15 protein-coding genes are annotated in these 16,884 nt (G+C 70.1%); 7 read left to right on the forward strand and 8 right to left on the reverse strand.

The window, feature by feature from the left end; genetic code table 11:
* From CEY15_RS04140 to CEY15_RS04165, 6 genes are all read right to left on the reverse strand, one after another.
* Positions 1 to 1,626 carry a Na+/H+ antiporter subunit D gene (locus CEY15_RS04140; protein ID WP_017837834.1) on the reverse strand — a complete coding sequence of 542 codons (1,626 nt, stop codon included), beginning with the start codon at positions 1,624 to 1,626 and terminating at the stop codon, positions 1 to 3.
* Complete coding sequence (locus CEY15_RS04145; protein WP_017837833.1) at positions 1,623 to 2,261, reverse strand: Na(+)/H(+) antiporter subunit C; 639 nt, start codon at positions 2,259 to 2,261, stop codon at positions 1,623 to 1,625. The genes CEY15_RS04140 and CEY15_RS04145 overlap by 4 nt, the downstream gene beginning before the upstream one ends.
* Positions 2,258 to 5,302, reverse strand: coding sequence for a Na+/H+ antiporter subunit A (locus CEY15_RS04150; protein WP_095717426.1), 3,045 nt, complete (start codon positions 5,300 to 5,302; stop codon positions 2,258 to 2,260). The genes CEY15_RS04145 and CEY15_RS04150 overlap by 4 nt, the downstream gene beginning before the upstream one ends.
* Positions 5,303 to 5,434: 132 nt before the next feature.
* Positions 5,435 to 5,959, reverse strand: coding sequence for a hypothetical protein (locus CEY15_RS04155; protein WP_095717427.1), 525 nt, complete (start codon positions 5,957 to 5,959; stop codon positions 5,435 to 5,437).
* Between the two features lie 190 nt (positions 5,960 to 6,149).
* Positions 6,150 to 8,468 carry an AAA family ATPase gene (locus tag CEY15_RS04160; RefSeq protein WP_095717428.1) on the reverse strand — a complete coding sequence of 773 codons (2,319 nt, stop codon included), beginning with the start codon at positions 8,466 to 8,468 and terminating at the stop codon, positions 6,150 to 6,152.
* A gap of 63 nt (positions 8,469 to 8,531) precedes the next feature.
* Entirely contained in the window at positions 8,532 to 9,953 is a 1,422-nt protein-coding gene (locus CEY15_RS04165; protein ID WP_176475012.1) for a dipeptidase, read from the reverse strand.
* 81 nt (positions 9,954 to 10,034) lie between these two features.
* Between CEY15_RS04165 and CEY15_RS04170 the strand changes: the two genes are divergently transcribed.
* Entirely contained in the window at positions 10,035 to 10,730 is a 696-nt protein-coding gene (locus tag CEY15_RS04170) for a hypothetical protein (RefSeq protein ID WP_245847237.1), read from the forward strand.
* Positions 10,731 to 10,758: 28 nt separating this feature from the next.
* On the opposite strand, the gene CEY15_RS04175 is transcribed toward CEY15_RS04170, so the two are convergent.
* Both CEY15_RS04175 and CEY15_RS04180 read right to left on the reverse strand, forming a co-directional pair.
* Positions 10,759 to 11,514, reverse strand: a complete 756-nt coding sequence (locus CEY15_RS04175) for a hypothetical protein (RefSeq protein WP_095717430.1) — start codon at positions 11,512 to 11,514, stop codon at positions 10,759 to 10,761.
* A gap of 5 nt (positions 11,515 to 11,519) precedes the next feature.
* Positions 11,520 to 11,996 carry an SRPBCC family protein gene (locus CEY15_RS04180; RefSeq protein ID WP_095717431.1) on the reverse strand — a complete coding sequence of 159 codons (477 nt, stop codon included), beginning with the start codon at positions 11,994 to 11,996 and terminating at the stop codon, positions 11,520 to 11,522.
* A 283-nt stretch (positions 11,997 to 12,279) separates the two neighbouring features.
* Between CEY15_RS04180 and groL the strand changes: the two genes are divergently transcribed.
* The 6 genes from groL to CEY15_RS04190 all read left to right on the forward strand — a co-directional run bounded on the left by groL (position 12,280) and on the right by CEY15_RS04190 (position 16,856).
* Entirely contained in the window at positions 12,280 to 13,902 is a 1,623-nt protein-coding gene (gene groL, locus CEY15_RS04185; RefSeq protein WP_095717432.1) for a chaperonin GroEL, read from the forward strand.
* Positions 13,903 to 14,205: 303 nt separating this feature from the next.
* Complete coding sequence (locus tag CEY15_RS18385; protein ID WP_017837824.1) at positions 14,206 to 14,349, forward strand: hypothetical protein; 144 nt, start codon at positions 14,206 to 14,208, stop codon at positions 14,347 to 14,349.
* Positions 14,350 to 14,415: 66 nt separating this feature from the next.
* The gene (locus CEY15_RS18390) at positions 14,416 to 14,574 is read left to right on the forward strand and encodes a hypothetical protein (protein ID WP_017837823.1); all 159 of its coding nucleotides are present in this window, start codon (positions 14,416 to 14,418) and stop codon (positions 14,572 to 14,574) included.
* 380 nt (positions 14,575 to 14,954) lie between these two features.
* Positions 14,955 to 15,098: a hypothetical protein gene (locus CEY15_RS18395; RefSeq protein WP_176475013.1), complete on the forward strand. Its 144-nt coding sequence runs from the start codon at positions 14,955 to 14,957 to the stop codon at positions 15,096 to 15,098.
* Positions 15,099 to 15,215: 117 nt separating this feature from the next.
* The gene (locus CEY15_RS18400) at positions 15,216 to 15,377 is read left to right on the forward strand and encodes a hypothetical protein (protein ID WP_017837821.1); all 162 of its coding nucleotides are present in this window, start codon (positions 15,216 to 15,218) and stop codon (positions 15,375 to 15,377) included.
* A gap of 369 nt (positions 15,378 to 15,746) precedes the next feature.
* Entirely contained in the window at positions 15,747 to 16,856 is a 1,110-nt protein-coding gene (locus CEY15_RS04190) for an alpha/beta hydrolase (RefSeq protein ID WP_095717433.1), read from the forward strand.
* Positions 16,857 to 16,884: the final 28 nt, after the last annotated feature.

Genomic DNA, 16,884 nt, shown 5'->3' on the forward strand with positions numbered 1-16,884 from the left:
TCAGCGCACCCCCGTCACGGAACCGGTGTAGCGGTCGGGCGTCGCGTCGAGGGGGATGGTGTCCAGGTAGTCATGCCGCTCCATCAGACTCTCGGCGGCCCGGTCGGTCACCCCGAGCAACGGGCCGGCGAACACTGTCATCAACAAGGAGACCACGATCAGGGCCATGGTGGGCGCGACCATGCTCAGCGGCATCCGGCCCACCTCCTCGCGCTCGTCGAACTCCACGTACTCGTCGGAGGGCAGCAGCGCCAACGGCTTGGCCAGGGCCACCGCACCCTCCGGGGCGTCGGCCCTGGGACGCCAGAACGCCTTGGACCACACGCGCACCATCACGTAGAGCGACAGCAGGCTGGTGACCATCGCCCCGGCGACGAGGACCCACATGAGCGCCCCTCCGACCTCGGCGCCGGCCTGGACCACCGCGAGCTTGCCGATGAACCCCGAGAAGGGCGGGATGCCGCCGAGGTTGAGGGCGGGGATGAGGAACATCACCGCGAGGACGGGGCTGGCCACCGCGAGCGAGCCGAGGCGGCGCAGGGAGGACGACCCGGCCTGCCGCTCGATCAGTCCGACCACCAGGAACAGGGTGGTCTGGACGATGATGTGGTGCCCGACGTAGTAGATCGCCGCACTCAGCCCGTACCCGGTCGACAGGGCGATGCCGAAGATCATGTAACCGATGTGGCTGACGAGGGTGAACGACAGTATTCGTTTGATGTCCGACTGCGCGATGGCGCCGAGGATGCCGATGACCATCGTGAGCAGACCCGCCACCAGCAGGACGCCGTCCATGGCGCCACCGGGGAACACGAGGGTGTGGAAGCGGATGATCGCGTACACACCCACCTTGGTCAGCAGTCCGGCGAACACCGCGGTGACGGGGGCGGGCGCGGTGGGGTAGGAGTCGGGCAGCCAGGTAGACAGAGGGAAGACGGCGGCCTTGATGCCGAACGCGACCAGGAAGACGGCGAAGATCGTGTTCCGCAGCCCCTCCGGGACCTCGGCCATCCGCACGGAGAGCTGGGCGAGGTTGAGTGTGCCCGCGGCCGAGTAGGTCAGGGCGATGCCGAGCAGGAAGACCATCGAGGACACCATCGACACGACGGTGTAGGAGACCCCGGCGCGGACGCGTTCCTGACTGGCGCCGAGCGTGAGCAGGACGTAGGAGGCGGCCAGCAGCATCTCGAACCCGACGAACAGGTTGAACAGGTCGCCGGCGATGAACGCGGCGTTCAGTCCCGCCGCGAGCGCCAGGTAGGTGGGGAGGAAGATGGAGGTGGGCTGGTCGCCGTCGCCGTCGCGGACACCCTGTCCCACGGCATAGATGATCACCGTGAGCAGGACGATCGCCGACACGCAGAGCATGAGCGCGCTGAGCCGGTCGGCCACCAGGGTGATGCCCACGGGCGCGTCCCAGCCGCCCACCTGCACCGTGTGGACGCCGTGCTGGTCGGTGAGCACCAACAGGACGCCGGCGATCACCAGCACGACGGTGAGGGTGACGACGGTGATGATGTTCTGTACCCGGGGTCGGCGGGAGACCACCAGGCACAGTGCCGCGGCGAGCAGGGGTATGAGGACGACGGAGGGGATGAGGTAGCCGAAGAGGTCGGGGGAGATCACCGGTCGCCCTCCCTTCCGTCGTCTCCGCGGTCCCCGTGGTCTCGGTCGTCTCCACGGTCTCGGTCGTCCCCGTCGCGCCGGTGGGTGGTCCTCCGGGGGCGTCGGGCGGGCACGTCGCGCCCGCGGGCCGCCTCTCTCGCCTCCGCTTCGGCCTCTGCCTCGGCCTCTGTCAGGTCCTCGTCGTCGTAGTCGACGTGGTCCCCGAGTTCGGTGGGTTGACCTGTGCTGTGGTCGTCGGACAGGTCCCGGTCGGGCGCGGACCAGGCGTCGGTGGGTGAGCGCTTGGCGATCTTGGTGTCCTCGGCGTCGTCGGCGACCTCGTCGGCGGTGGTGAACTGGTAGGAGCGGTAGGCCAACGCCAGGATGAAGGCTCCGACGCCGGCCGTGATGACGATCGCGGTGAGGATCATCCCGTGGGACAGCGGGTCGGAGTCGGCGGCGTCGGGACTCCGGCCGCGGCCCATGATCGGCGGACTGCCGGGCGGGCCCCCCGCGGCCAGCAGGAGCAGGTTGATGCCGTTGGAGAAGATCATGATCCCCAACAGGATCTTGATGATCGCCCGCTCCAGCAGCAGGTAGACCCCGGCGGCGCAGAGGAGCCCGGCGAGCAGCAGCAACCCGAAGTCGGCGGTCATGACCTGCCTCCTGACGGGGCGCCCTGGTTCTCGGCGGCCTCGCGGCGGGCGGCGCGGTGGGCGGCGAGGTCGGAGCGTGCGCCGTCGGCGTCGACGCCGGGGACGCTGCGCAGTGCGGCCGTGGACGGCGACTCGGTGGCGTCCACGTAGATGGCGCGCAGCTCCTCGAGATCCTCGGCGTCCAGATCGAGTCGGGCGCCCAGGCTGCGGAGGATGTCCAGGACCAGACCCACGACGATGAGGTAGACGCCGGCGTCGAAGAGCAGCGCCGTGACGAACTTGACCTCGCCGAACACCGGTAGCGTGGCCTCGAACGTCGCGCTCGACAGGGCGGGGGCACCGAAGAACATGGAGGCGGTGGCCGTGCCTGCGGCCAGGAGCAGGCCGAGGCCGAGGATCCGTCCCGCGTCGATCGGGATGGCCTCACCGAGCTCGTAGCGCCCGCCCGCGAGGTAGCGCAACACCAGTGCCAGGCCGGCGACCAGACCGCCCGCGAATCCGCCGCCGGGGTTGTTGTGACCCGCGAAGAAGAAGAACAGGCTGAGCACCATCATCGTGGGGAACACGAGTCGGGTGGTGACCTCGAGGACCAGCGAGCGGGCGCGCGGGTCTCGGACGGTGGCGCCGACGAGCCACCGGCCGGGGGTCGCGCCGGGCGCCTCGATCACGATCCGGGCCGCCTCGACGCCGCGCCGACCGGAGCGGGTCTTGTCGACGTCGGCCAGGCGCGGACCGGAACCGTAGCGACGGTTGCGGAAGACGAGACTGGCCACACCGGTGGCCGCGACGAGCAGGACGGTGATCTCCCCGAGAGTGTCCCAGGCCCGGATATCGACCAGGGTGACGTTGACGGCGTTGGCGCCGTTGCCGATCCGGTAGGCGATGTCGGGGAAGTCGAGCGAGACGGCGGGGTGCTGGCGCGCGTTGATGGCGTAGGCGCCGGTGACCACCACGAGCAGACCGACGCCGATCCCGAGCCAGGCCCGGAGTCGGCGGTAGCCGTGCGAGAGCGGCACCTCGGCGGGCATCGTGCGCAGAACCAGCACGAACGCGACCATCAGGAGCGTCTCGACCAGGGCCTGGGTGAGCGCGAGGTCCGGCGCGCCGTGGAAGGCGAAGATCACGGCGAGTCCGTACCCGGTGACGGACATGCAGATCACCGCGGCGAGGCGGTTGCGCAGCACCGCGGCGGCCACCGCGGCGAGTGCCATGGGGATCATGACGATCAACACGACCGGGTTCGCGGACAGCTCCATGCGCAGGCCCTCGCGCGTCCCGGCGAGGAGCGAGATGAACGGGAACAGCACAAGGGTCACGAGGATGATCCCCAGGGTGAGCGGGAGCGAACCGCGCTGGATGCTCGCGGTCAGCCGCAGGGAGAGTGTGTCGAAGAACCTCAGGACGGCGTCGTAGATCCGGTCGGCGTTGCCGAGCGCCGGTGAGTCGAACTGCATCCTCTCCACGGTCCGTTGCGCCACGTAGAGCAGGGTGCCCAGCACGTAGACCACCAGGGTGAGCGCGAGCGGGATGCCGATCCCGTGCCACAGCCCGAGGTGGTACCCCTCGGGGCCGCGCCACGGGCTCCCGGGCGGGAACGCCACGTCGACGTAGCGGGCGATGAGGTTCTCGACCGGGGCGTTCCACAGGCCCAGCACCAGTCCGGAGACCGCGAGCACCGCGGGCGCCGAGAGGAACAGTGGTCCGGCCGGACGGGATCCGGCGACGGCGGGGCTGATGCCGTCGGGGAAGGACCGCTTGGATCGGAACGCGCCCATGACCAGGCGAGCGGTGTAGGAGAACGTGAGGACGGATCCCGCCACGAGCCCTGCCGTGACGACGAGCGACGGCATCCCGTGCAGGCGCTCCTCGGACAGGACGGTGGCGAACGCGGCCTCCTTGCCGACGAATCCGAGGAAGGGGGGCAGGCCGGCCATCGAGGCGGCGGCGAGGGTGAAGACGAGAGCGAGTGCGGGACGTCGATGTCCCAGCCCCGACAGGTCGCGGATCTCGCGGGTGCCGGTGGTCTTGTCGATCACCCCGACGGACATGAACAGGGCCGACTTGAACAGCGAGTGCGCGAGCAGCATCGTCAGTCCGGCGAGCATCGTGTCGCGCGAGCCGATACCCACCAGGACGAGGAGGAATCCGAGCTGGCTCACGGTGCCGAACGCGAGCACGAGCTTGAGGTCGGTCTCGCGCAGGGCCCGCCACCCGGCCATGAGGAGCGAGACCAGGCCCAGCACGATGAGCGGGAGCTGCCAGGTGGACGAGCCCGACAGGCCGGGGGTCAGGGCCGCGACCAGGAACACTCCGGCCTTGACCATCGCTGCGGAGTGCAGGTAGGCGCTGACCGGGGTGGGGGCGGACATGGCGCCCGGGAGCCAGAAGTGCAGCGGGGCGATCGCGGACTTGCTGCCGGCGCCGACGATCACCAGCACGAGTGCCCAGTGGATGAGCGGGCCGGACGGCGGCGAGGCGACCACGTCGCTGATCAGGTAGGACCCGGCGGCCTGGCCGAGGATGATCATCCCGACGAGCATCGCCAGGCCGCCGAGGGTGGTGACGAGCAGCGCCTGGGTGGCCGCGCGGCGAGCGGTGGCCCGCGCGGCGTAGTGGCCGACCAGGAGGAAGCTCAGGACGGAGGTGATCTCCCAGAATATGTAGAGGAGGATCATGTTGTCGGCCACGACGAGGCCGAACATGACGCCGGCGAAGGCCACGAGCTCGGCTGCGAACAGGTGTAGGCGTGGTTCGTCGTCCTGGAAGTACCAGGTGCAGTACACCAGGACCAGCGCACCCACGCCGAGGGCGATGAGGGCCAGGAGCGCCGACAGGGCGTCCATCCGCAGGTCCAGCGCGAGGTGGATCTCGGGCGCCCACCGGACGGACTCGGTGGGGACGCGGTCCAGGTTGGCGGCGACCCACACCGCGCTCGCGGCGGGCACCAGGGCCAGGGCGAGGAACGCCCGGCGACCGAACCTCAGGACCAGGGGGATCGCGATCAGGGTGGCCACGGCGTGGGCCGAGAGGATCGCGATCACCGGCGGCTCCTCTCGAGGTGTGGCCCGGGACACGACACGCGGACGCTCCCGCCTGATGGGGCGGGTGCCGGAGGTCGACCAGGGTCTGGGTTCTTTCGGGAAGTTTACAGAAGGTCTCCGACCCGACTCTTCTCAGCGCAGGTGGAGGAGGGTCGCCGCACTGAGGAGTGCGGCGATGGAGGCCTCGGAGGGGGACCGTCCGAAACCCATGGCCCAGGTCGCCCGGCGGCCGCAGGTGGCCCGCAGGATCGTGCACCAGGACTCGGATCCGTCGAATGCCTCACCCTCGTACTGGTGGAAGCGTTCGATCTCCACGCGGGCTCCGATCCGGCCCAACATCTCGGACATGGCGGTGAGGTCCCCGCAGGACTCGGTGGTCAGACGGTGAGCGGTGAACTCGCCCGGCGCGGAGGGGTCCCGGGTGGCCAGGATCGCCTCATAGGCGGTGATCCCGCGGCCCAACGGGCGGCGCGAGAAGTCGGCCAGGTGGAAGTGGTCGGTCGACGGTGCGTAGGTGTCGAGCAGCTCCCGCCAGTCCAGTGTCTCCGCCTCATCGGCGAAGCCGCGCGGCAGGCGGCGCCCGAACCGCTCGGCGAAGGGGCAGGAGTCCGACCGGGTGGAAAGACCGGCCGAGTGGTCTGGTGTGGTGGTGCGCATGGTGTTCTCGTCTCAGACGTCGGTTCGGGGACCGACGGAGATCGAGCAACCACGCAACGGGGGTGCCGGTCTTCAGGCCCCGTTACGTCCGGTTACTACGAGAATCTTCCGCATGGCGGGAGAGTCTAGACGGCGGGGCGGCCGGCGACAAGCCGGCCCGAGCGCGAGCTCCGACCTCCCGGCACCGGTCCTAGGACTCCCGCCGCTCGGCGTACAGGCGCAGGCTCTCGACCTGCTCGGGGTCGAGGGAGGGTGGGACCACCCGCCGCGCGCGGGCCACATCGTCCGCGGTGACCTCCGCCGCGTCGATGTCGCGTCGCATGGCGGTGAGGGCCGACTCGCGGAGGAGCGCGGCGCAGTCCGCCGCGGAGTACCCGTCCAGATCCGCGGCGAGCGCGGCCAGGTCCACGTCGTCGGCCAGCGGCACGCTGCGACCGGAGGCGCGGAGGATGTCGGCCCGCGCCTCGGCGTCCGGTGGGGGGACAAAGACGAGACGTTCGAGCCTGCCCGGCCGTAGCAGCGCCGGGTCGATGAGTTCGGGACGGTTGGTCGCGCCGAGGATCACCACGTCGCCCAGCGGCTCGGCGCCGTCGAGCTCGGTGAGCAGTGCGGCCACCACGCGATCGCCGACACCGGAGTCCCCGGACTGGCCCCTGCGGGGCGCCAGGGCGTCGATCTCGTCGAGGAAGACCAGCGACGGAGCCGAGTCCCGAGCCTTGCGGAACAGGTCCCGCACCGCCTTCTCCGACGAGCCGACCCACTTGTCCATGAGTTCGGCGCCTTTGACCATGTGCACCGTGAGGCGGCCACTCGCCGCGAGCGCCCGGACGACGAAGGTCTTCCCGCACCCGGGGGGCCCGTAGAGCAGCACCCCTCGCGGGGGTTGGACTCCCAGGCGCTCGAAGGAGTCGCGGTGCTGGAGCGGCCACAGGACCGTCTCGGTGAGGGCCTGACGGACCTCCTCCATGTCGCCGACGTCGTCCAGCGTGATCGAGCCCAGACTCAGCTCCTCGGTCCCCGAGCGGGAGAGCGGCCGGATCACGGTGATCGCGCCGAGCAGGTCCTCCTGCTCGAGGCGCACCGTGACGGCCTCGCCGTCCGGAGCGCTCTCGACGTCTCGGTCCGTGGCCCGGTCCGTCGCCCGGCCAGTGGACCGGTCTGTCGCCCGTTCCGTGGCCCGGCCCGCGGCGCGCAGGGCGGCCTCGCGGGCCAACGCCCTCAGGTCGCCCGCCACGTACCCGGGCGTCCGGTCCGCCACCGCGGGCAGGTCGAGTTCGCCGGTGGGCACGTCCCGCAGGAGCACCCCCAGCAGCGCGGCGCGGTCGGCGGCGCCGGGCAGCGGCAGGTCCAGCACGCGATCGCAGATGTCGGGCTCCCGCAGCCGGGAGTCGGCGTCCTCGGGACGCACACAGGTGGCCACCAGCACCGATCCCGGGTGCGCGACCACCGAGCGCAGCCGGTCCAGCACCAGGGTGGACACCGGTTCGGTCTGCGCCGGCAGGAGTGCATCCACGTCGGTGACGAGCAGGATCCCGCCGTTCTCCCTGGCCCGTTCGGCCGCGGCCCGGACGGCCTCGAGCCGACCCGCGGCGTCCAGGGACCCCACGGACGGACCGTCGAGCACCTCGAGCCGCCGGTCCGCCGCGACCGACCGCACCAGCGTGGCCTTGCCGACGCCGGGCGGTCCCGCGATCAACACCCCGAGGTGCGGTGAGGTGCCCAGTGTGCGCAACAGTTCCGCCCGATCCAGGGCGAGGGTGAGCCACTGCTCCAGCACCTCCGCCTGGTCGGCGAACCCCACCAGGTCCCGTCGGTCGACGGCGGTGATCGTCGGGTCCGGGGCGGGGGCGCCAGAGTTGTCCGCCGAGCGTGGCGAGTCACCACGGGGGCTCGCCGTCGTCACACCGCGACCGGGGCCCGATGATCCAGCGGCTCCTGCGGCTCCCGCGGTTCCCGCGGCGACCACCGCGGTCGTGGGCTGGACGGAGACCACCCCGTCCGGCACCGTCGCGGTGACGGTGAGCAGCGCGGTGCTCCACTGCGCCCCCATGGTGTTGCGCAGGGTGCGGGAGGTGTCTCCGGTGGGGAAGTCTGGGCCGAGGTCGCGGGGCAGCAGTGTCACGGAGTCACCCACGCGCAGCACCTTGCCCAGCAGGGCGGACCGCAGTACCCGCTCGCCCACGCCGCGGCCCGCGGGCGGCAAGCCCTGGACCTCGACGGACTGGGCGCCGGTGACCCGGGCGGCCCGGACGGTCACCCGCGCGTCCTCGCCCAGACCACAGTTGGCGGCGATCACCTCGTCCACCACCAGGATCCCGCTGGGGGCACCGGTCGCGGCGGCGGCGACCACGGCCGCCGTCGTGCGCGCGCCCACGATCTCGAGGGCGTCCCACTCCCGCATCCCCAGCGCCAGGATCACCTCCGGGTGCGCCCGGACGATGCCCCGGCGGGAATCGGCGGCGGAGGCCGAGAGGCGCAGGGTCAGGTCCAGGTCCGGGCGGGAGTTCACGCGTGCGAGCGTATCGCCGACTGCGCCACGGCCGCGTCACGCACCACCGGCGCGGCCCCCGGGTCAGCGGAAGCGCTGCAGGAACGCGGCCTCGGCCAGCGCGATGCGCTCGATCTCCCCCGGGTCCACGCTCTCGTCGGGGGAGTGGATCGCGGCGGCCGGATCCTCCACGCCGAACAGCGCGATCCCGGCCCGCGGATGGGCCTCACGCAGAGCAGTGCACAGCGGGATCGACCCGCCCGAGCCGACCTCCGCCACCTCCGCCGTGCCGTACGCCTGCGCCAGACACTCCGAGAGCAGGTCGTGAACAGGATCCGACCCGTCCGCGGGAACGGAACTGAACGGATATCCCACGGTCTCCTTCTCCACCGACACACGTGCGTTCCAGGGGCGCCGCCGCTCGATGTGTGCTGCGAGGAGCTCCTGCGCCTCGAGCGGGTCGGTGCCGGGTGGGACGCGGAGGTTGACCAGGGCCCGGGCGTGTGGCTGGACCGCGGCGATCGCGCCCTCGACCGGCGGGCAGTCGATGCCCAGCACGGTGACCGCCGGGCGCGACCACACCAGGTCGGCCAGCGGGGCCGCGGTCGACGGCTCCACCCCCTCGAGGATCCCGGCGTCCGCGCGGAAGGCGTCGTCGGGATAAGGCTGTCCGGCCCACCGCCCGGAGAAGCCGAGACCGTCGACGGTCGTGGCACCGGTGTCGGGGTCCCGGAGCGAGGCCAGGATCGACACCAGCGCGCCCAGCGCGTCGGGCGCCGCGCCCCCGAACTGGCCCGAGTGGACGCCCGCCTCGAGCGTGTCCACGACGACGACGACGTTCGCGATCCCCCGGAGGCTCGTCGTGAGCGTCGGCACGCCCACCGAGACGTTCCCCGAGTCCGCGATGAGGATCGCGTCGGCCGCGACGAGGTCGGGTCGCGTGGCCACCAGATCGTCCAGGCCCCCGCCACCGGTCTCCTCGGAGCCCTCGACGACGATCCTGATCCCCAGGCCGTCCAGCGGGTCCGGTGAGGGCGACCCGCCCAGGGAGGCGAGTGCCCGGAGGGCGGTGAGGTGGGCCACCAGATTGCCCTTGCAGTCGGCGGCGCCGCGGCCGTACCAGCGGCCCTCACGCTCGGTGAGCTCCCACGGCGGGGTGGTCCATTCGTCGGGATCACCGGCGGGTTGCACGTCGTAGTGGCTGTAGAGGAGCACGGTCGGGCGGCCCGGGGCGGCGGGACGGTGGGCGAACACCGCCCGCGAACCGTCCGAGGTCTCGACGACCTCCACCGCGTCCGGACCGAGGCCGGGCACCGGCAGCTCGACGAGCAGCCTGCGAACCAGGTCGCAGGCCCGCGCACACGCCTCCGGCTCGGAGCCGTGCACAGACGGCAGCGCCACCAGCTCGGCGAGGTCGGTGCGGGCGCGACCGAGCTGCGCGACCACCGCGTCGGCGAGCGGGGTCAGAGACGGGTGGGGGGCCCGGAACGGGGCGGAGGCGGACATGGGGTCAGCCTAGTTTCGAGATGAACAACTCGCGACCAAGATGAACGGAAGATGAACCGCGAATGAAGTACAGTGTCCGCCATGAGCTACGTGATCGTCGTCACCCCAGCTGATCCGGCCTGTCGCGACGCGGCCCACCTCGATGATCTCCCCGACCACGTCCGGGCCGATCTCCTCGAGCTCCGCGACCAGGTCAGTACTCGCTTTCCCGAGGCGGACGCGGTGGGCGAGACCGGCGCACTCACCCGGCGGCCGCACATCGAGGGCGTCGGTGTGGTGATCCACCCCGGGGTGATCACCCGGCCCCTGGTGGTCAACGCGGTGATGCGGTACGCCGCCCCCCACCAACTCCTGGTGACCGCTCCGGAACTCGGGCTGGTGGCCGATCCGCGCGTCCGGATCGATATCGACGTCCACCGCCGGCCCACCACCGCGGGCGCCGGAATCACCGATCACGCCGTGCGCGGTCGGCCGCACGGGACCCTGCCGTGGGTGACGCACGAACTGTTGGAGCAGCTCGTACGCGCGCTAAAAGTGGAGGGGGACCGGCTCGAGCTGGACGTCGACGAGGACCGGTGGTTCCGATACGAGCGTGCCGGAGACACCCTGCGCATCCAGGTGGCCGACGGGCCCGGGGTTCCGCTCGTCGACCGGACCCTCGCGCTCGGAGAGGTCGGGGACGCGGCCTCGACCGGGTGGGCCTGGGCGCGGGGTGACCGGGACTGGCTCGGTGAGGTGCCGCGCGCCCCGCTGGCCGACGAGGTCACCGCGGCCTGAGCGGCCCGGGCGCCCGGGCCGGCGTGGTTCAGACCGAGTTGTCGTAGCGCAGGGACGCCACCACGGCATCGATGATCTCCTCCGGCTGGACCCCCGGCTCGTCCTCGTCGGACATGAGGACGAAGACGATCGAGGCGGGAGATCCGTCCGTCGCCCTCGTCGACACCGCGATCGTGTCGAACCGGATGGTCGGCGGGGTGCAGGAGTCGCGGGGTGGCCGGACCGCGCCTCGGAGCGAGACGTACCACGCGGGAACCCCCGAGACGCCGATGCTGCGGGCCTCGGGCACCGGGACGTCGGCGCCGTTCCTGGTGAAGCGGCGGTCGATCGAGTCTGCCATGGCCCGCGAGGCGGACTCGGCCTGGTCGCGTGCGTCGCCCGGGAGCATCGTGCTGATGCCGGACAGGGTGCGGAACGACAGCCCGGACGCGGCGCAGTAGCCGCGGTCGGCGATCGCGTTGGCCGTGGTGACGTACCCCGAGCCCCAGTCCGACCCAGGGTCCTGCGGAAGGTCCGTGTCACCCGGCGCGGGTGCGCCGAACGGGTCGCCCACCTCCCAGTCGGGCGGGACCGAGTAGACCAGTCCGGTCGGACTGTGCACGTCCTGCCATCCGCCGGGCGGTGGCCCCGCGGCCAGGGTGGGGCCGGGTTCCTCGCGTTCGGGGGTGTCGGGGCCCGGGCTGTCGGCCCAGAGCGCGCACCCGGTGAGCGCCGCCGTGAGGCAGCCCGCGAGGACCGCGGAGATCCCGGCACGGACCCCGGCGACGACGCCCGCCCCGGACATGCGGGTCAGCCCTGCTCGACGAGCGCCTTGATCCGCTTAAGGGAGGTCGACACGCCCCTGTCCATCTCCTTGGTGAACGAGGGCTGGCCGCCGAAGAGCTTCTCGGTGAGGAACGTCGAGATGAAGGTCAGTCCGCTCGGGACCTCGCGGCGCTCGGTGAGCCGGGTCCCGCCTCCAGGGAGTGGTTCGAGCTCGAAGACCCAGACGGTGGTGTTCTCGGTGATGCGGTTGGCGAACCGGCGGCCGGGTTCGAACTCCACGACCCGGCTGGTGGTGGGCCAGAAGAGGGGGCCGCGCCTGTTGATGTTGAGTGCGCGGGTGCCGGCGGTCGTGCGACCGCCGAGTGCGACGACCTTGTACGCCTGGGTGCTCCACTGGGGTGCGTTGCGGACCTCGGAGACGACCTCCCAGACTCTGGCGGGTGGGGCGTCGATCTCGATCGAGCTCTCGATGGTGTCGACGGGCGCGGACTCGGGGGACATGGAGGGCCTTCCGAAGGGGATGGGCGGGATCGAGTCTCGATCGTAGGGGACCGGGCCCCGGCGCGCGTGTCGTTCGCCCGTCGCGAACAGCGCCGTGCGCCCTTTGCACTCGTGGGGGGCGAGTGCTAGAAAAGCGCTTGGCACTCGGCTACCCTGAGTGCCAGTAACACCTGAACTGAGGTCGCAAGGTGAGGCGCGGATCTGACACGGTCCGCACCGTCCGTCGCGGGCGCCGACGCCGACCACATACGTGTCACCCCACACCCGGAGGATGATTCACCCAATGGCAAAGATGATCGCGTTCGATGAAGAGGCCCGCCGCGGCTTGGAGAGCGGTCTCAACCAGCTCGCCGACGCCGTCAAGGTCACGCTCGGCCCCAAGGGTCGCAACGTCGTGCTGGAGAAGAAGTGGGGCGCCCCCACGATCACCAACGACGGCGTCTCCATCGCCAAGGAGATCGAGCTCGAGGACCCGTACGAGAAGATCGGTGCGGAGCTCGTCAAGGAGGTCGCCAAGAAGACCGACGACGTCGCGGGCGACGGCACCACCACCGCCACCGTCCTGGCCCAGGCGCTCGTGCGCGAGGGCCTGCGCAACGTGGCCGCCGGTGCCAACCCCATGGGCATCAAGCGCGGGATCGAGAAGGCCGTCGAGGCCGTCACCGCGCACCTGATCGATTCCGCCAAGGAGATCGAGACCAAGGAGCAGATCGCCGCGACCGCCGGCATCTCCGCCGCCGACCCGGCGATCGGCGAGCTCATCGCGCAGGCGATGGACAAGGTCGGCAAGGAGGGCGTGATCACGGTCGAGGAGTCCCAGACCTTCGGCCTGGATCTCGAGCTCACCGAGGGCATGCGCTTCGACAAGGGCTACATCTCGCAGTACTTCATGACGGATCCCGAGCGCCAGGAGGCGGTCATGGAGGATCCGTACGTCCTGCTGGTCTCGGGCAAGGTCTCCACCGTCAAGGACCTCCTCCCGCTGCTGGAGAAGGTCATCGGCGAGGGCAAGTCGCTGCTCATCATCGCCGAGGACGTCGAGGGCGAGGCGCTGTCCACCCTCGTCGTCAACAAGATCCGCGGCACGTTCAAGTCCGTCGCCGTCAAGGCCCCGGGCTTCGGTGACCGGCGCAAGGCCATGCTGCAGGACATCGCGATCCTCACCGGCGGTCAGGTCATCTCCGAGGAGGTCGGCCTATCGCTCGAGACCGCTGACATCTCGATGCTGGGCAAGGCGCGCAAGGTCGTGGTGACCAAGGACGAGACCACCATCGTCGAGGGCTCGGGAGACCAGGGCCAGATCGAGGGACGGGTCAACCAGATCCGCGCCGAGATCGAGAACTCCGACTCGGATTACGACCGTGAGAAGCTCCAGGAGCGTCTCGCGAAGCTCGCCGGCGGCGTCGCCGTGATCAAGGCGGGCGCGGCCACCGAGGTCGAGCTCAAGGAGCGCAAGCACCGCATCGAGGACGCGGTCCGCAACGCCAAGGCCGCGGTCGAGGAGGGCATCGTCGCCGGAGGTGGCGTCGCCCTGGTCAAGTCCGAGGTCGCCGTCGACGGCCTGTCCCTCGAGGGCGAGGAGGCCACCGGCGCGAAGATCGTCAAGTTCGCGCTGAGCGCCCCGCTCAAGCAGATCGCCTTCAACGCCGGCCTCGAGCCCGGCGTCGTGGCGGAGAAGGTCCGCAGCCTCCCGGGTGCACAGGGCCTCAACGCGGCCACCGGCGAGTACCAGGACCTCCTGGAGGCCGGCATCAACGACCCGGTCAAGGTGACCCGCTCCGCCCTCCAGAACGCCGCCTCGATCGCGGCGCTCTTCCTCACCACCGAGGCCGTCGTGGCCGACAAGCCCGAGCCCGCCGCGCCCGCCATGCCGGGTGGCGACGAGATGGGTGGCATGGGCTTCTAGTCCCAGCCCGGACCACGCAGTGGGGCTGTGGCCCGCACCGGATGATCCCGGTGCGGGCCACAGCCTTTTTCTCATTTCGCGCACGCCGCCCGGGCCAGACCGTCCTCACCTCCGCCGTGGCGGGACCCACACCAGTTCCGCGGCGGCGCGTAACAGGATCGTCATCTATCGGGCTTCGCGTAAAGAGCCTGTGCTCTGCGGTTAAGGTGCGGTTTCGCCCATTGTGATGGACATGTGTCTCTTCTTAGAGTCGCTGACAGGCGCCTCAGAGGGCGCCGTGAGCGCACGAGAACGGAGAACACCATGCCCGACTTCGGTCAGCTGTCAGACCTCTTCGGAGGGATCACCGACATCCTCGGAGCCGTCGTCACATTCACCGGGTCGCTGGGAGGCGAGGGGGGCATGAACGACTTCTTCGATGCACTGTCGAGCATCAGCGCCGACTGATCCCGCCGGCTGATCCCAGAGTCACCTTCTCCAGAGACACATACCCAGCAGACCCAGGAGTACACCATGTTCTTCCCCGAGTTCGGATCCCTCATCGGCGTCAGTGACGCCCTCGGCTTTGTCAACGACTTCCTCGGCGCGTTCGGAGACCTCTTCTCCGGCCTGGCCTACTTCACCGGAGGAGACTTCGAGGAGGCCCTCGCCGGCGGCTTCATGATGTGGTGACCTGAGCCTGTCGGGGGCGGCCATGCCCCCGACACCTCGATGCGGCCCGCGCGATCTCCCTCGCGCGGGCCGCATTGGTGGGTGCGGGGAAGCCCGGGAAACCGAGATGTCCCGGGGGTGAACAGTCAGTGCGCTCACGCCAGGGTGAGGAGAAGCTAACGCAACAGCGTATGCGCATTTGTTTGAGTGGTTTGCGCAGCTGAGGACGGATGTTAGGATTTCCTCGCATCCGTGATCTGAGCCACTGAGGGTCACCTCAGTTTCCCTCGTCGTCACCTTGGCGGGGGGGGAGACGGACGTCACAATTGACATCGGAGTCGCTCAGATTACTCTGACTCTGGCCCCATGAGCCGGGGCACCACTTTCAAAGGGAGACACACATGCCTGACTTCAGCGCCATCAGCGCCGCCCTCACCGCGGTCAAGAACCTCATCGACGGCGTCGTCGGCTTCACCGGTTCCATCCAGGGCGACGGTTTCATGAACGCGCTCGGCAGCCTCGGCGGGGACGACATCTCCGCCTGACCGGCCCCCGGCCGTAGCGCTTCGGCGCGAACGCCCCGGCTGCGGCGCACAGCAGCCGATCTCAGCATCATCCACTGATCCGGATCTCGCCGGATTGCAGCATTCAGGGAGAACATCATGGGCATCGATCTCGGTTCCGTCGGCGACATCTTCGGCAAGGACGGCATCGTCGACCTCGCGGGCGGCCTGGTCGGCAACACCAACAACATCGTCAAGGGGATCGGCTACTTCCTCGGCGGCGACTTCCAGAAGGCCTTCGACGCCGGCTTCATGGCCTGAGCCTTTCGGCTGAACGGGATGGGGGCTCCGGGCTGTGCCCGGGGCCCTTTCTCGTGTCTCGACCGGTGTGGCGCACGGGCCCGGGCCCCGAAGGTTGTATAGGAATTTGTTCATATCGGTAACAGCGGGCCGGGTGGCGTCGATAATGTTGACGTGAACCGCAAGGGTGGTCCCGCGGTTACCGACGGGCCGCCCGGGTATGGAATCCTCGGATGGGTGCCCCGCGGGCGCGAGACTCGGTCCCGCAGGCGTGCTTCCGCCGGGAGTGTGCTTAGTGGGTCTTGTGTGACTACTGGGAATCGGGTTAGCTGTGCAATGCGGGTCTGCCCGAGTCCGTCTGTGAACAACGAGAAGGTTAGGCGTCGGAATATGCGTTCAGTCAAGAGCGGTCGGTTGGGCACCAAGGTCGCTGCGGCGACCATCGCCGCGGCCATGGTCCCCGTCGTTGCCACGGGCACTGCCCAGGCACAGGGTGGAAACATTCAGTACACCAAGGCCACCGCCCAGAACAAGGTCGTCGAGACCCAGCTCCCCGACGGTCGACTGATCGTGTCGGTGTGGTCGGACAAGATGGCCATCGAGGTCCCGAACATCGTGCAGCGCCCCCGTGACGGGAACAACGGCGCGCCGGTGCTCTACCTCGTCAACGGCGCCGGTGGTGGAGAGGACTCGGCCACCTGGCAGGCGCAGTCGGACGTCCGGGCCTTCATGTCGGACAAGGACGTCTGGACCGTCACCCCGATCGGTGGTGCCTTCTCCTACTACACGGACTGGCAGCGCCACGATCCCAACGTCCAGACCCGCTACGCCCGCGAGACCGACCGCCCGATGGCGTTCGAGACCTACCTCGCCCAGGAGCTCCCGAACCTCTTCGAGGGCCGGTACGGCGGCAACTACCCGAACCGCAAGCGTAGCCTCGCCGCGATCTCCATGACCGCCACGTCGGTCCTGACGATCGCTCAGAATCACCCCGGCCGGTTCCAGGCCATCGGCTCGTACTCGGGATGTGCCGAGACCTCGACCCCGATCGGCTACCAGTTCATCAATATCGTCACCGGCATGCGTGGCGGGGCGAACCTCGACAACATGTGGGGGCCCTACCCCGGTCCGGGCTGGGTGGCCAACGACCCGGTCGCCCAGGCGCCCAAGTTCGTCGCCCAGCGCGACAACGGCACCCTGCCGGCCATGTTCATCTCCACCGGCAACGGCCTGCCCGGCCCGCACGAGTCCCTGGAGAACTGGCGGCTGCGTAACAGCATCCCGGCCCTGGCCAACCAGGCGATCGTCGGCGGCATCATCGAGGCGGCCACGCAGTACTGCACGGCCAACCTCGCCCGCCGTTTCGCCGAGCTGCAGATCCCGGCCCAGTTCGACTTCGCGCCCAACGGAACGCACTCGTGGGGTTACTGGCAGGACGACCTCAAGCAGTCCTGGCCGATGATGGCCCAGGCGATGAACGCCCGCTACGGTCCGATCTGATCGGCTGAAACGAGCCGGCGACCTAGAG

It is taken from the genome of Dietzia natronolimnaea (assembly GCF_002289575.1).
GTDB classification, from domain to species: Bacteria; Actinomycetota; Actinomycetes; order Mycobacteriales; family Mycobacteriaceae; genus Dietzia; species Dietzia natronolimnaea_A.